12 protein-coding genes and 1 pseudogene are annotated in these 13,331 nt (G+C 68.7%); 8 read left to right on the forward strand and 5 right to left on the reverse strand.

Annotated elements, in window-relative coordinates:
• Positions 1–14 precede the first annotated feature (14 nt).
• Complete coding sequence (locus tag E6J58_05960; protein TMB40140.1) at positions 15–308, reverse strand: hypothetical protein; 294 nt, start codon at positions 306–308, stop codon at positions 15–17.
• A gap of 55 nt (positions 309–363) precedes the next feature.
• Between E6J58_05960 and E6J58_05965 the strand changes: the two are divergent.
• Positions 364–1,281 (forward strand): annotated as a pseudogene (locus E6J58_05965) (serine/threonine protein kinase).
• A 1,037-nt stretch (positions 1,282–2,318) separates the two neighbouring features.
• Here the strand turns inward: E6J58_05965 and E6J58_05970 are convergent.
• The 3 genes from E6J58_05970 to E6J58_05980 form a co-directional block, all read right to left on the reverse strand.
• Entirely contained in the window at positions 2,319–2,930 is a 612-nt protein-coding gene (locus E6J58_05970) for a GNAT family N-acetyltransferase (protein TMB40075.1), read from the reverse strand.
• Positions 2,876–4,789, reverse strand: coding sequence for a thioredoxin (locus tag E6J58_05975; GenBank protein TMB40141.1), 1,914 nt, complete (start codon positions 4,787–4,789; stop codon positions 2,876–2,878). Before E6J58_05975 ends, E6J58_05970 begins: the two co-directional genes overlap by 55 nt.
• A gap of 177 nt (positions 4,790–4,966) precedes the next feature.
• Positions 4,967–5,827: a mechanosensitive ion channel gene (locus E6J58_05980; GenBank protein TMB40076.1), complete on the reverse strand. Its 861-nt coding sequence runs from the start codon at positions 5,825–5,827 to the stop codon at positions 4,967–4,969.
• Between E6J58_05980 and E6J58_05985 the strand changes: the two genes are divergently transcribed.
• From E6J58_05985 to E6J58_06015, 7 genes are all read left to right on the forward strand, one after another.
• Positions 5,630–7,282, forward strand: a complete 1,653-nt coding sequence (locus tag E6J58_05985; GenBank protein TMB40077.1) for a penicillin-binding protein — start codon at positions 5,630–5,632, stop codon at positions 7,280–7,282. The genes E6J58_05980 and E6J58_05985 overlap by 198 nt on opposite strands.
• Before the next feature lie 5 nt (positions 7,283–7,287).
• Positions 7,288–7,527: a glutaredoxin family protein gene (locus E6J58_05990; protein ID TMB40078.1), complete on the forward strand. Its 240-nt coding sequence runs from the start codon at positions 7,288–7,290 to the stop codon at positions 7,525–7,527.
• Positions 7,524–8,141 carry a TlpA family protein disulfide reductase gene (locus tag E6J58_05995; protein ID TMB40079.1) on the forward strand — a complete coding sequence of 206 codons (618 nt, stop codon included), beginning with the start codon at positions 7,524–7,526 and terminating at the stop codon, positions 8,139–8,141. Before E6J58_05990 ends, E6J58_05995 begins: the two co-directional genes overlap by 4 nt.
• A 320-nt stretch (positions 8,142–8,461) precedes the next feature.
• Positions 8,462–9,424, forward strand: a complete 963-nt coding sequence (locus tag E6J58_06000; GenBank protein ID TMB40142.1) for a dihydrodipicolinate reductase — start codon at positions 8,462–8,464, stop codon at positions 9,422–9,424.
• A 9-nt stretch (positions 9,425–9,433) separates the two neighbouring features.
• Positions 9,434–9,904: a MaoC family dehydratase gene (locus E6J58_06005; protein ID TMB40080.1), complete on the forward strand. Its 471-nt coding sequence runs from the start codon at positions 9,434–9,436 to the stop codon at positions 9,902–9,904.
• The gene (locus E6J58_06010) at positions 9,897–10,706 is read left to right on the forward strand and encodes a hypothetical protein (protein TMB40081.1); all 810 of its coding nucleotides are present in this window, start codon (positions 9,897–9,899) and stop codon (positions 10,704–10,706) included. Before E6J58_06005 ends, E6J58_06010 begins: the two co-directional genes overlap by 8 nt.
• Positions 10,424–11,488 (forward strand): hypothetical protein, encoded by a 1,065-nt coding sequence (locus E6J58_06015; GenBank protein TMB40082.1) that lies wholly within the window; start codon positions 10,424–10,426, stop codon positions 11,486–11,488. Before E6J58_06010 ends, E6J58_06015 begins: the two co-directional genes overlap by 283 nt.
• Positions 11,489–11,494: 6 nt before the next feature.
• On the opposite strand, the gene E6J58_06020 is transcribed toward E6J58_06015, so the two are convergent.
• Positions 11,495–13,276 carry a hypothetical protein gene (locus tag E6J58_06020; protein TMB40083.1) on the reverse strand — a complete coding sequence of 594 codons (1,782 nt, stop codon included), beginning with the start codon at positions 13,274–13,276 and terminating at the stop codon, positions 11,495–11,497.
• Between the last annotated feature and the right edge of the window lie 55 nt (positions 13,277–13,331).

The following is a 13,331-nucleotide window of genomic DNA, read 5'->3' on the forward strand; positions in this document are numbered from 1 at the left end:
GCACAATCGCCGACTCACTTCTTGAACAGCGCATCCAGTGCCGAGAGGGCCTTGGCGCGCGGGTCTTCTTCTTTGGCGGCGCGTTCGCCCTTCTTGAACACGAAAAGCTCGCAGGCGTTCGCGCGCTCCTTGTCGCTGGGCGGCTCGGCCTGCGGCTCGCGGCAGCCGTAGCGCATCGACGCGTCGTAGGCGTGGCAGTTGAAGCAGCAATGCAATGGCGCGCGGCAATGCGGGCAATCGTCCCGCCGCCCCGCGGCGCCGCTGACGCCGAGGTCCACTTCCTTGCGGCAGGCGTGGCAGACGTGCATGCGTCTCATCTTGCCCGTTCCGACGCAGTGGCGCTACGCTGCAATGCCCTCGGTCATGCGCCATCCCATCCGGTTCGGGAAATACCTCCTCCTCGAGCGCATTGCCGTCGGCGGCATGGCGGAGGTGTTCGTCGCCAAAGCCTTCGGCGCGGAAGGGTTCCAGCGGCTCCTGGCCATCAAGAAGATCCTCCCTACCATGGGCGAGGACGCCGAGTTCATCCGCATGTTCGTGGACGAGGCGCGCCTGGCGGTCCAGCTCGCGCACGCGAACATCGTCCAGGTGCTCGAGCTGGGAAAGCACGACGAGAGCCTCTACATCGCCATGGAGTACATCTCCGGGCGCGATCTGCGGCAGCTCATGGAGCGCTTTCGCAAGCGGCAGCAGCCGATGCCGCTGCCGCAGGCCTGCCTGATCGTCGGGGAGGTCTGCGAGGCGCTCGACCACGCGCACCGCAAGCGCGACGCGCAGGGACGGGCGCTGGGCATCGTGCACCGCGACGTCTCCCCCCAGAACGTGCTGGTCAGCTTCGACGGGGAAGTGAAGCTGATCGACTTCGGCATCGCCAAGGCGGAGAGCCGCCTGCAGAAGAAGACGCAGGCCGGCATTCTCAAGGGGAAGTTCAGCTACATGTCGCCGGAGCAGGTGAAGGGCTCCGCGCTGGATGGCCGCAGCGACGTGTTCGCCTGCGGCATCCTGCTCTGGGAGCTTGTCTGCGGCGAGAAGCTCTTCGTCGGCGACTCGGACTACGCGGTGCTGGAGAAGGTGCGCCTCGGCGCGATTCCGCCGCCGCGCTCACGCAATCCGGAGTGCCCGGAAGCGCTGGAGAAGGCCATCCTCCGCGCGATGGCGAACGATCCGGCGCGGCGGTACCAGACGGCATCCGAGCTGCACGACGATCTGATGCGCTTCACCGTGGGGCGGGGAGGAGTGTTCGGCGCGCGCCAGCTCGCCGCCTGGATCCGCGAGGAGTTCAAGGCGGAATTCGAGAGCGAGCAGCAGAGGCTGCGGACCTGGCTCGCCGCCGGGGCTGCCGAGGACCGCGATCCGGCACGGGCACGGGCCGCGCCCGGCAACAGCTTGCCCGCCGTGATCGTCGCCGACCTGACGCAGACGCCGCGCGCGCCGGTCCCCGGCGATCCGCACGAGCTGCCGACCATCCAGATCGACGACGTCGCCCTGGCGGCCGCGGAGAAGAGCCGATTCGACGTCTCTGCGGACCGCACCGCGGCGCCGCGGACGATGCGTGCCGGAGCTCTGTCGAAGCCGCTGCGCGAGGAGCGGAACCGGACGAACCGGGCGCGGCGTCTCGCCCGCTACGTCGCCGCGCCAGCCGTGCTCGGGATCGTCGCCCTGGCGTACTCGCTGGCCCGCCGGGAGCCTCCGCCGGCGAAGGTGATCGTAACGCCCAGCCCGCCGGTGGCGGCCGATCTGGTCATCGACGGGCGCCCGTCGGGCCAGCTGCCGCCATTCGTGCACACGCTCGCGCCGGGAAAGCATCGCATCGAGCTGCGCGCGGAGGGATACAAGCCGTTCTCCGCGACGGTGGACGTCAAGGCAGGCGCGATGCCGATCGAGCTCACCGCGAAGCTCGAGGCGGATCACCCCTTGCAAGTCGAGGGCGTCGTGCTCGCGCCGTCGCGTTTGCCGCCGCCGCCGGCTGTCGCGCCGCCTCCGCCGCGCAAGCCGCAGGCGGCCCGCAAGCCAATGCGCGCTCCGGACAACGTTGCGCCGGTGGAGCAGCTCCTCCGCGCGGAGGGGCCGCCCATCGCGGCGGCAACGCCGGTCGCTCCCGGTACCATCGGCTACCTGGTCGTCCAGTCCAAGCCGGCGGCGCGGCTCACCATCGACGGACGCGACACCGGCCGCTGGACGCCGGTCCCGGCCGCGAACCCGATCGTGCTGCCCGCCGGATCGCACACCGTCGTTTTCGAGAGCGCAGACGGGCGGCGCCACGAGGAGAGGGTGGAGATCGAGGCGGGGAAGACGGCGCGGTTCGTCCGCGCGCTCCCCTAGCTGATCCCACGAACGTAGAGGTCGCGGCCGTTGTTGACGAACCCGTAGCTCTCGAAGAACGCGTGCCGCTCGTCGCGCGCCTCGGGAAGCATCATCTCCACGCGCTTGCACGCGAGCGCCTCGCTGCGGCGCAGCGCCTGCGTCAGCAAGTCGTGCCCGATGCCCTTGTGCCGGTGCTCGGCGGCGACCACGAAGAGATCGATCGACGCCACTCTTCCGCCGACGCGGAGCTGCGGTCGGTGCGACATCGTGATCATCGCCAGGATGCGCGTGTACGAGAGGGCGTCGTGCGCGACGAAGCTCTCGAGCTCCGGATGCTGGACGACCCAGGAAAGCACCGCTTCCTGGTCCTGCGCCGGCACCACCCAGCCGTCGGCGGCGAGCAGCTTGAAGGCTGCTTCGCGATCGCCGCGCTTCAGCGGCCGGATGCGCCACTCGTTGCTCGTCGACGGCGGCGGGCCGCTCGAGCGCGAAGGGCTGCCGACCGGAGAGGGGTTGCTGATCGAAGAGCGGGCGCTGACCGCCGGCGGAAAAGTGGCCACGGAAGCGCAGGTTACTTCTTTGCCACCTTTGAGGACAACTCCGCATCGATGATTTGCTTGAACGATTCGAACGGCCTGGCCCCGACCAGCCGCCGGCCGTTGATGAAGAAGGTGGGCGTTCCGTTGGCGCCGACCGCGTTCCCGGCGCTCATGTCGGCCTGGATGGCCGCCTGGCCGCTATGGGAATCGATCGCTTCCTTCCACCTGGGAACGTCCAGCCCGATCTCCCTCGCCACCTGCTCGTAGTAGGCGGGCGAAAGGTCCTGCTGATTCGTGAACAGCCGGTCGTGCATGGCCCAGAACTTGTCGTTTCCCTGGCCATAGGCGGCCATGGCGGCTTCCGCCGCGGGCATGGCGTTGGGATGGAAGGAGAGCGGCTGGTTCTTCCACACCAGCCGGACCTTGCCGCCGTACCGGGCCATCACCTGCTTCAGCGTCTCCTGGGCGCCGCCGCAGTACGGGCACTGGAAGTCGGAGAACTCGACGATGGTGACCGGCGCGTTCTTCGGACCCTTCGCCGGCGCGTTCCCTACCTGGACCTCGAATCTTTGGTCCGCGGCAGGAACGGCCGCGGCGGCCTGCGCCTGCGGCGATCCACCGGCGGCCTTGACGTTCTCTTCCACGAGCGCCTGGTAGAGCTTGTCCTGCTTCACGCCTTTCTTCAGCAGCTCGTCGGCCTTGCGCACCTGCTCGTCGATCACCGCCTTGAACGTCTCGAACGGCATGGCGCCGGAGATGAACTTGCCGTTGATGAAGAACGAGGGCGTTCCCTCGGCGCCGACCTGCTGCGCGTAGGAGTTGTCCTTCGCGATCAGCGCAGCGACTTCGGGCGACTCCTTGTCTTTCTTCCACTGGGCGAGATTGAGCCCGATCTGCTTTGCCCACTCCTCGTACTTCGCTTCCGACAGCTCGGTCTGGTGCGCGAACATCAGCGCGTGCATCTTCCAGAACTTCTCGTTCCCCTGCTTCGCGGCCGCCATCGCTGCCTTCGCCGCTGGCATCGCGTTCGGGTGGAAGCCGAGCGGCTCGTTGCGCCAGACCAGGCGGACGTTGTCCTTGTAGGTGTCGAGGATCTGCTTCAGCGTCGGCTCGACCCTTCCGCAGTACGGGCACTGGAAGTCGGACCATTCGACGATGGTCACCTTCGGCTTCTTCGAGCCCGCCCAGGGGCCGTCACCGGGGTCGACGTTGCGCGCCTGTGGTTGCGGGACGGCCGAGGGCGGCGGAGCGGGCGGACCGCTCTGGCCGTCCTTGATCAGGTGCTCGTACAGGTCCTTCCGCGCGACGCCGCTGCCCAGCGCCGCGTTGGCGCGCTTGAGCTGCCCCTCGAGGACTGCCTTGAACGACTCGAACGGCATCGCTCCCGAGACCCGCGCGCCGTTGATGAAGAAATGCGGCGTCCCATTGGCGCCCAGCTTTGCCGCCTGGGTCTGATCGTCGCGGATGGTCTGCGCGGTGTCCGCCGCGTTCACGTCGCGCTGGTAGCGCTCCATGTCGAGGCCGATGGCCTTGGCCATCGCGTCGACTTTCTCCTGCTTGAGCGCGTCCGGCTGGCGCGAGTTGTTCGCCTCGAACAGCTTGTCGTGCATCTCCCAGAACTTGCCCTGCTTCTGGGCCGCGATGGCGGCCCTTGCCGCGTACGGCGCGTCGGGATGCATGGGTAGCGGGTTGTGCTTGAAGACGAAGCGGACGTCCGCGCCGTAGCTCTTCTCGATCTGGCGGAGCGTATCCATCACCCGGCCGCAGAACGGGCACTGGAAGTCCGACCACTCGACGATGGTGATCTTCGCCTCCGCGCTTCCCTTCTGCGGAGCGTCGCCGAGCGCGACCTTGTAGATCTGGTCCGCGCCTGCCGGCGCCGGGGTGGGGGCTGCCGGCGGCGCATTGCGCAGGGTGGTTCCCAGCCCGCCGCCCTTCGCGGCCATCTGCTGGCCGACGGCGAAGCCGGCGACAGCGCCTACGCAGACGGCGACAAAGACGTTCCAGTTGCTCTTCACTTGGACCCCTTCGTTCACTGCCGGACGGCAGGCGGACGAAACGCTAACATGAAAAACATTGGCGTGCCGCCGCTCATTCCGCCGCCAAGAGCGCCGATTTGTGTCTCAAAGTGCGCGCCGGAACACGACCTGCGCCGCCCGGGCGAGCGCCTTCTGGACCAGCCGGTCCGCGGCCGGAGCGTCGGTGCAGGTGGCGACCAGCCGCAGCAGCGTTCCCCGCTCGTCGACGCGGACGTAATAGACCTCGGGCTCGGCGGCCGCATGATCGAGGTGCTCGTAGCTCTTCGCCAAGGCGAGCAGGGCGGAGCGCACGATCTCCGGGGAGCCCGCCGCGGGCACCAGCGCCTCCGCGCGGGCGACGCGCGTGACGCCGCCCATGGTGGCGTTCTTCACCACCTCCGACGCCAGCGCGTCGTTGGGGATGATGAGCCGTCGCCCGTCTCCGAGGCGAAGCACCGTGTACGTGAAGTGGATGTCCTCCACGATGCCGCGCTCGCCGCGCAGCTCCACGTCGTCGCCGATGCGGATCGGCTGAGTGATCGAGATGGTCAGCCCGGCGATGGCGTTGCCGAGCGTGCCGCGGGCGGCGAACCCGACGATGATCCCGGAGATGCCGGCCGATGCGAGAAGGCCGGCGGAGATCACGCGCAGCGCCTGGAACTGCGAGAGCACCACCGCCGTGGCAGTGATCCAGATGCCGACGTTCAAGAGCCGCCGGGTGAGCGCGAGCTGCGTGGCGGTTTCCGGAAGCAAGGTCCCGCGCTGGCGATGCCGCTCGAGCGTCCGCCGGAAGGCGAGATTGATGAAACGCGACAAGACAGAGGCGAGGGCCAGCAGCACCACGGCCGTGACCACGTGCCTGGGCTGCAGGTCTCCCACGAGGGCGGACCACAACGACGGTTTCGCCGGCGCAGCGACGTCGAGGGAAGAGAGCACGGCGCCGGAAGGTTGATCCGGAGGACCGATCCGTCAACCGCAGAAGTTGCGGCACGTCCAACCCCCGGTACCATGCCCACGGTGAACGACAACCGCCGCCGTTTGCGTCCGCGACCCGTCTTGATCGTCACAGCCTGCGCAGTCGCCGGCCTTTGCTTCGCCGCCCGCGGCCAGCAGGCCCCGGAACAGAGGCCTGGCGAAAGCCCGCCCGCCATGGACGCCGACGAGATCACTCCCGGCGAGCAGATGGGAGAGCCCGACGAGGCGAACGCCCAGGACATCGCCAACGCCGTGGGCGAGGCGCAGGCGGAGCTCGACGGCGGCGCCTCCGAGGCGCCGGCGGAGGTGAAGCAGGTTCCGGCCGCGGCGACGAACGCCGTCGTGCAGCACGTCGATCATCCGCAGGGGCTGGGGCTCTGGAAGAACGCGAAGATCGTCGGCGGCGCCTACGTGGCGAAAACTCCCGAAGGCAAGCAGGCCCGGCTGACGCTGGAGCCCAAGCTGCAGGGATCGATGGAGAAGCTCCTGCGCATGTACAGGCCGGTCGGCGCCGCCGTCGTGGCGCTCGACCCGAAGACCGGCAAGGTCCTGGCTCTGGCCGAGTACGGGGAAGGCGGGGCCACCCAGTCCCTTTATCCGGCCGCCTCCGTCTTCAAGATCATCACCGGCGCGGCCCTTTTGGAGAAGGGCGTCAACCCCGACGTGGAGACCTGCTACCACGGCGGCGTCCACCGCCTGGTGCGAAAGCTCCTCGAGGACAAGCCGCACCTCGACCGCCGGTGCCTTTCGCTGAGCATGGCCCTGGCCAAGAGCGCCAACGTGGTGTTCGCGAAGATGGCGGTGAAGCACCTCGACGCGGACGACCTGCGCAAGGCGGCCGAGCAGTTCCTCTTCAACCGGCCCATCTTCGACCAGCCGCTCGAGCAGTCGCGCGCGCAGATCCCCGAGACCGGGCTGGACTTCGCGAAGAGCGCCGCTGGATTCGGCGAGGTGAAGCTGTCGCCGATGCACGCGGCGCTGATCGCGGCCGCGGTCGGCAACGGCGGTGTGGCCATGGAGCCTTCGCTGATCGACTCCATCGACGGCGAGGCGGTGGAGCCCACGGGATCCATGCGCCTGCTCAACCCGGAGACGGCCGGCACGCTGCGCGACATGATGAAGCTGACCGTCTCGCAAGGAACCGCTACCTATATCTTCCGCGAGCGCCACCGCAACGTGCTCGGCGACATCCAGGTGGCCGGCAAGACCGGCTCGCTCAGCATCCACAAGCGCCCGTTCAAGGACTACTCCTGGTTCGTAGGGTTCGCTCCCGCCGACGACCCGAAGATCGCCGTCGCCTCCGTGGTGGTGAACGGCCTCAAGTGGCGCATCCACGCGCCGTACATTGCGCGCGAGGCGCTGAAGGCCTATCTGGTGGGCGGCCCGCTCGGCCAACCCCCGGTCGCCCGGGTGAAGCACTACAGGCGGAAGAAGAGAAAAATCTGAGCCGCATGCACGAAGTCGTCCTCTATACCCGCGACCGATGCTCCTTGTGCCGCACGGCGAAAGCGGCCATTCTCGCCCTGCGCCGCGAGTTCGCCTTCGAGTTCCGCGAGATCGACATCGGCTGGTCCGGCGAGTTGTACGAGGAGCACAAGCACGACATCCCGGTGGTCGAGATCGACGGACAGCGGGCGTTCAAGCACCGAGTCGACGCCGCGGTGCTGAAGGAGAGGCTGTCGCCGTCATGAGCAAGCCGTACTCGGGGATTCCGCTCGACGAGAAGCGCACCTGGGTGGTGCCGCGCTGGCTCAAGGAGGCGTTCGTCGCCTTCGCCATCGTGTCCGTGCTCGCCGTGGGCATCTCCAAAGGCGTCCAGCATTTCGGCGCTGTCAGCGACCGCGCTCGCAGCGCGGTGGAAGCCGATGAGATGGACGGCAAGCCCGCCTTCAGCTTCAAGCTGCCGGCGCGGGGAGGGGGCGAGATCGATCTCTCCTCGCTCCGCGGCAAGACCGTGCTGGTGAACTTCTGGGCGACCTGGTGCCCGCCCTGCCGCGAGGAGATGCCGAGCCTTTGGCGCCTGGCGCAGTCGTTCGATCCGCAGAGCTTCGAAGTGGTCACCGTCAGCGTGGACGACGGATGGGAGCCCGTCGAGAAGTTCCTCGCAGCGCCGAGGACGCCGTACCGGGTAGCGCTCGACGAGGGGGCCAAGGTGTCGCGCACGTACGGGACCACCAAGTACCCTGAAAGCTACTTAGTGGATCGAGACGGCAAGCTCCGGCTGAAATTCGTCGGCCCGCGCAACTGGACCGACCCCAATGTCGCGACCTTGCTTCAGGAGTTCGGGGCGCGGCGCAAGGGCTAGCCCGTCCCCCGCGGGTACGACCAGGGGCTTCGGACAGTCCGTTTGAAATTTATATATTTTTAAAAAATCCTGTTCCCGTTGTGGGTTGCGACGAGCCCGGCCGGAAAGCGCAAAAAGCCGCCATTTCCCTGGAAATACGGCAGGTTGGCGCCCTGACGACGCAACACGCCAAGTGAAATTCCCAACGAATCCGCCCCCTGCCGCGGGCCGGCTTTCGGCTTGTTTCGCCCAAGATTGGCGGGCTATAAGGCATTGCGCCCGGGAATTTGCAAATTTCCAAACCGGGCAGGAGGCGCAGCTTGGCGATCAAAGTCGCACTGATGGGCCTCGGGGCCATCGGCCGCGGCATTGCTCGCTGCGCGCTCCAGAAGCACGATCTGGAGATCGTCGCCGCTATCGATCTCGACCACCACCGTGTAGGCAAGAAGTTGTCGGACGTAGTGGACGCTCCGACGCCGGACGTCGTGATCGGGTCCGACGCAAGCGCGGAGATGCGCAAAGCCCAGGGCGGCATCCTCTTGCACGCGACGGGCAGTCGGCTCGACCGGGTCGAGGGCGAGCTCGCGCAGGCCCTCACCGCGGGCCTCTCCGTCGTTTCCACCTGCGAGGAGCTTTCCTATCCCTGGCTGCGGCATCCGGAGATCGCCGAGCGGCTCGACAAGCTGGCACAGAAGCGCAAGCGGGCGCTCCTCGGCACCGGCGTCAATCCGGGTTTCGTGATGGATCGGCTGCCTGCCACCCTGGGAGCGGTCTGTGGCCGCGTCGACCGGGTCCGCGTCACGCGGGTAGTGGATTCGCGGACCCGCCGCAAGCAGCTGCAGCTCAAGACGGGCGCGGGACTGAACGAGGAAGAGTTCGACCGGGGCGTCGACGAGGGCACCATCGGGCACGTCGGCTTGATGGAATCCGCCGCGCTGGCGTCGCTGGGGGTGGGCTTGGAGGTCGACGAGGTCGACGAGTCCATCGATCCGGTGGAAGCGGACGAGGACCTGCAGGGCGACGGCTTCACGGTGCCGAAAGGCGGGATCGTCGGGCTCAAGCAGGTGGCGCGCGCTTTCCACGACGGCAAGGAGGTGGCGGTGCTCGACCTCACCATCGCGCTCGGCGCTCTGGAGCCGCGCGACGCCATCGAGCTCGAGGGAGACCCCGGGATCCGCGTCATCATCCCGGGCGGCACGCATGGCGACAAGGCGACCGCCTGGACGGTGGTCCACGCGGCGCCGCTGGTCCAAGGGTCCGAGCCAGGCCTGATCAGCGTTCTGGATCTGCCGGCGGGGAGATAGGGAGCGAACGTGGTCGATCGCAGCGCAACAGGGCGGGAAGCGAAAGCCGCCGTCAACGAGGTGGAGAGGGGCGCGATCCGGCGCTTCGCCGAGGCCATCGGCGAGACCAACCCCATCTACTTCGAAGAGGCCGCCGCGCGCGCCGCCGGGTATCGGAGCGTCGTTGCTCCGCCGACCTTCCCCACCACGCTCAGGGCCGCGTCCGATCTGCGCGAAGGCCTGATGCTCTCGCCGGGCAAGCACCTGTTACAAGCGGAGCAGAGCTTCGAATACGCCCGGCCGATCGTGGCCGGCGACAAGTTGACGGTCCGCAGCAAGGTGGCGGGCATCGAGAGCCGCCCGACGCCCAGCGGCCCTACCGACGTCGTGATCATCGAGGACGAGGGCCGGGACGAAGCCGGCGAGCTCGTCTACCGCTCCCGCCAGCTCTGGGTGGTGCGGATGGCGCCCAAGCACGCGCCAGGAGAAATCCATGACTAGCCGCAGCACGGCCAAGAAAATGGCCAGGCCGGGGCACAAGCCCGCGTCGAAGTCGGCTTCGAAGAAGCCGAAGGCGAAGCTCGCCAGGGTGACGAACTTTCCCACCGCGAGCGTGAAGAAGCCGCTGCCGGCGGCAAAGAGGTCCTCTCCGCCTCCCGCCTCCCAGGCGCGCAAGTCGGATCCGCCGCCGCGCGGAATGCCGGCGCTGACGCCTCCCAAGCAGGTGCAGGAGCCGAAGCAGAGCCTGGCCCGGAGCTTCTACTGGAGCGAGCTGCGGGTCGGCGACGACCTGCCTCCTTTGACGAAGCCGGCCATCGACCGGGTCCAGATCGTCCGTTATGCGGCCTCTTCCGGCGACTTCAACCGGCTCCATCTCGACGAGCCTTACGCGCACGCCGTCGGATTTCCGGGCCTGTTTGCGCCGGGCATGCTGGCGATGGCGTTCGTCGGGCAGCTGCTCACCGCCTGGCTGCGGCGCGGGCATGTGCGCAAGCTCGGGGCGCGCTTCATCAAGATCGTCTGGCCCGGCGACGAGCTGACCTGCCACGGCCGCATCGCCGAGCTGCGCCGGGAGACCGGCGCCTGCTACGCCGACGTCGAGCTGTGGGCGGAGAACCAGAAGGGCGAGCTGGTGCTGCGCGGCCAGGCCACCTGCGAGTTGTACGAGTCGCCGCAGAACGGCGGCGCCGACGGCGGCGGGTTGCTCTTCGCGCTGCAGCAGTCGGGACCGGCAGCGACGGCGGCACAGAAGCCCAAGTCGTCTCCTCCGCAGCCGCCGTCGAAGCCGCCGAAGAAGAAGTAGGAGTGAAGCGGGGCACGCTCCTTCCTGCTGCGCTCCTGGCGGCGGCGGGATGTCATTCGCAGAAGCCTGCGGCGCCGCCTCCCGCTTCGCCCCCCGCGAGGGCGGCGTCCGCTCCGGATCGCGCCGAACGTGCCCGAGCCCATCTCGGCGCCGCGCGGGACCTGCGGGCGCGCATCGCCCAGGCGGAACAGCGGCTCGACCCCGACACGGCGGCGATCGCCGGCGATGCACAAGCGTGCGCGGCGGAAGCGCACCAGTCGTGGACCTGCCTCTATCAGGAAGCTGCCGGCGTGGCGGATCCCGCGGCGAAGATCGGCCGCGAAGGAGCGGAACCGCTCTACCTCCAGGCGGTATGCACGGCGATCTGGGCGCGGATGCAGGGATTCACTCCATTGATCGAAAGGCGCGGCGAGCTCATGGCCGCCTTCGCGCGGGTAGCGCAGCTCGCGCCCGATCTCGACGGAGCGGGAGCGGACCGCGAGCTCGGCGCCCTGTACGCCGCGTTGCCGGCGTATGCCGGGGGCGAGCTGGACGAGGCACGCCGGCACCTGCTGGCGGCGGTGGAGCGCGCGCCGAAGGAATCGCGCAATCACCTGGTCCTGGCCCGGACGGTGGCGGTGAAGGCCCAGGATCGCGCGCTCTTCCGGGAACACGCGGCGATTGCCGCCAGCTCCGGCGATCCGGCCGTCGCCGCCCAGGCGCAGGCGTTGCTCCAGCGCGAGAGGGATCTCTTCGGGCCGGCGGAAGCGGCGCAGCCGATACCCGGCGGGCCGCAGAAGTGAAGCGGTCTACTCCGGTCTCGTCGCCTCCCACGTTCCCGGCAGCTTGCGGTCCAGGGGGAAGAAGAAATCGCCGGTCCATTTTCCGTCCTCCAGCCGCGCTTCGTCCGCCACGCCGGAGACGTTCGCGCTGCCGCTGAACTCGAGCGTGTCGGCCGAAACCGGCCAGGCGCGCGCCAGCGCCTGCGCAACGCCGTCGCCGATCGCGCGCATTCCCCGGCCGCAGAGCGCCTGCACGGTGCCCTCGTCGACGATGCCGTCCGTGGCGCTCTCCACGTCGCGCGCCAGGCCGTCGCAGTCGACGATGCACCCCATCCCGGGAGCGCACTCGGTCGCTTCCTCGATGCACTGGAACTCCCCGCCCGTGACGACGCCCAGGAGCTGGTCGTAGAGGATGAGGAGCACCTTTCCCATCGTCAGCCGCGCGCGACGCTGATTTATCTGGAGGCCGTAGTCCGCGCCGTCCTTCACCAGCGTCGCGTTGAAGGGCGAAAGCTCGACGCTGACCGACGGCAGGACCTCTCCCCTGCATTGCGCGGTCTCGTCGAAACCCGAATCGTGGGTGAGGACGTCGATGCGGGCGCACTCCGGCGGCTTGTCCGGATCGCCGGCGATCTCCCCGTCGCAGAGCGGTAGCCAGTAGAAGACCAGGCTCGTCCAGACTTCGGTGCCGCTCAGGTGCGCCAGGTCGGTGGTGCGCGTCAGGCGCATCGCTCCTTCGCTGCGAAGGTTTCCCAGAATGGTGGCGAAGTCGTCGCAGAGGTGGATGAGCTGCTGCATCCAGGCGGGTAGATACTGCTGCAAGAGCCGCGCGACGAACGCGTTGACGATCGCCTGGAGCCAGCCCGGGATTCCCGGGATGGTGAGCTGGCCGAGGAGCGTCTGATCCATCAAGCGCAGCGCCTTGAAGATCTCCTGTGCCGAGAACGGCAGGACATCGTGGATGCGGAAGTCGTGTCGCGTCAGCCAGAGGCCGGTCACGTCAGGGACGTCCTCGATCGGGCATGCACCGCCACAAGGCGGCGGCTCGCAGATCCCGAAGGCGCAGCGGATGGTGACGTCGAACGTCACCTGCGCGTCCCCCGCCGCCGACTCGGCGACCACCCGCCAAGGGCCTTCCGCCGCTTGGGAGGTGACGAGAAAGGCCTGCGCCTTGCCGCCGGCGCCGGTCTTCGCGGTGGCCGTCCGGGAGACGCCCGCGCTCCAGTGGGCGTTGGCGATGGCCGGGAGCGTAAACGTGATGGTGTCGCCTTCGATGGGCGCCCCCGTGTCCGCGTCGAGCTCGCGGACCTTCAAGGAAACGGTGCCTGCGACGCCGGCGAGCGTCGAGCCGTGCGCGCCGTCGGCGGAGACGGACGTCGCGGGCGTGGGAACCACGCGGAGGGTGCGGCGCAGCGGCACGACGTCGACCGCGAACGCGACGGGCGCGGCCGCGCGCTCCGGCGCCGTGACGGCCAGATGAAAGGCGGCCGGCGTGGACCCGGCGGTCAGACGCACGGTGGCGACCCCTTCGTCGTCGGTCACGACGTCGCCGGCGTCGATCCTGGCGCCCGCCGGATTGCCGTCGAGAAAGGCGAAATGAATCCGCGCGCTGGCGACAGGGCCGTCTTCGCTGGCCGCGAGCAATGCCTGCAGCGCGCGGACCTCCCCGGGATGGAGGGTGATGGCGGGGTCGCCGATGAGCGCAAGTGTGTACCTGCGTGCATCTGCCCCGGCCGTCGGAGTGGCGATCTCGTCTCCGCATGCGACAAGCAGGGAAGCCAGCGAGGCGATGAGGACGCGGGAGGACATGGGATGTCCGGCCTCCAGGAGCAGTCTGCGGCGATCGTGAACGACGCGGCGTCGC

It is taken from the genome of Deltaproteobacteria bacterium, assembly GCA_005879535.1.
Taxonomy (GTDB): domain Bacteria; phylum Myxococcota; class Myxococcia; order Myxococcales; family 40CM-4-68-19; genus 40CM-4-68-19.

Excerpts from the sequence above, each read along its gene's own strand:
- E6J58_05960 (TMB40140.1), bottom strand. The coding sequence starts at position 308 with ATGCACGTCTGCCACGCCTGCCGCAAGGAAGTGGACCTCGGCGTCAGC.
- E6J58_05975 (TMB40141.1), bottom strand. The coding sequence starts at position 4,789 with ATGGCCGCGAAGGGCGGCGGGCTGGGAACCACCCTGCGCAATGCGCCG.
- E6J58_05985 (TMB40077.1), top strand. The coding sequence starts at position 5,630 with ATGCCGCTCGAGCGTCCGCCGGAAGGCGAGATTGATGAAACGCGACAA.
- E6J58_05990 (TMB40078.1), top strand. The coding sequence starts at position 7,288 with ATGCACGAAGTCGTCCTCTATACCCGCGACCGATGCTCCTTGTGCCGC.
- E6J58_05995 (TMB40079.1), top strand. The coding sequence starts at position 7,524 with ATGAGCAAGCCGTACTCGGGGATTCCGCTCGACGAGAAGCGCACCTGG.
- E6J58_06000 (TMB40142.1), top strand. The coding sequence starts at position 8,462 with ATGGGCCTCGGGGCCATCGGCCGCGGCATTGCTCGCTGCGCGCTCCAG.
- E6J58_06010 (TMB40081.1), top strand. The coding sequence starts at position 9,897 with ATGACTAGCCGCAGCACGGCCAAGAAAATGGCCAGGCCGGGGCACAAG.
- E6J58_06020 (TMB40083.1), bottom strand. The coding sequence starts at position 13,276 with ATGTCCTCCCGCGTCCTCATCGCCTCGCTGGCTTCCCTGCTTGTCGCA.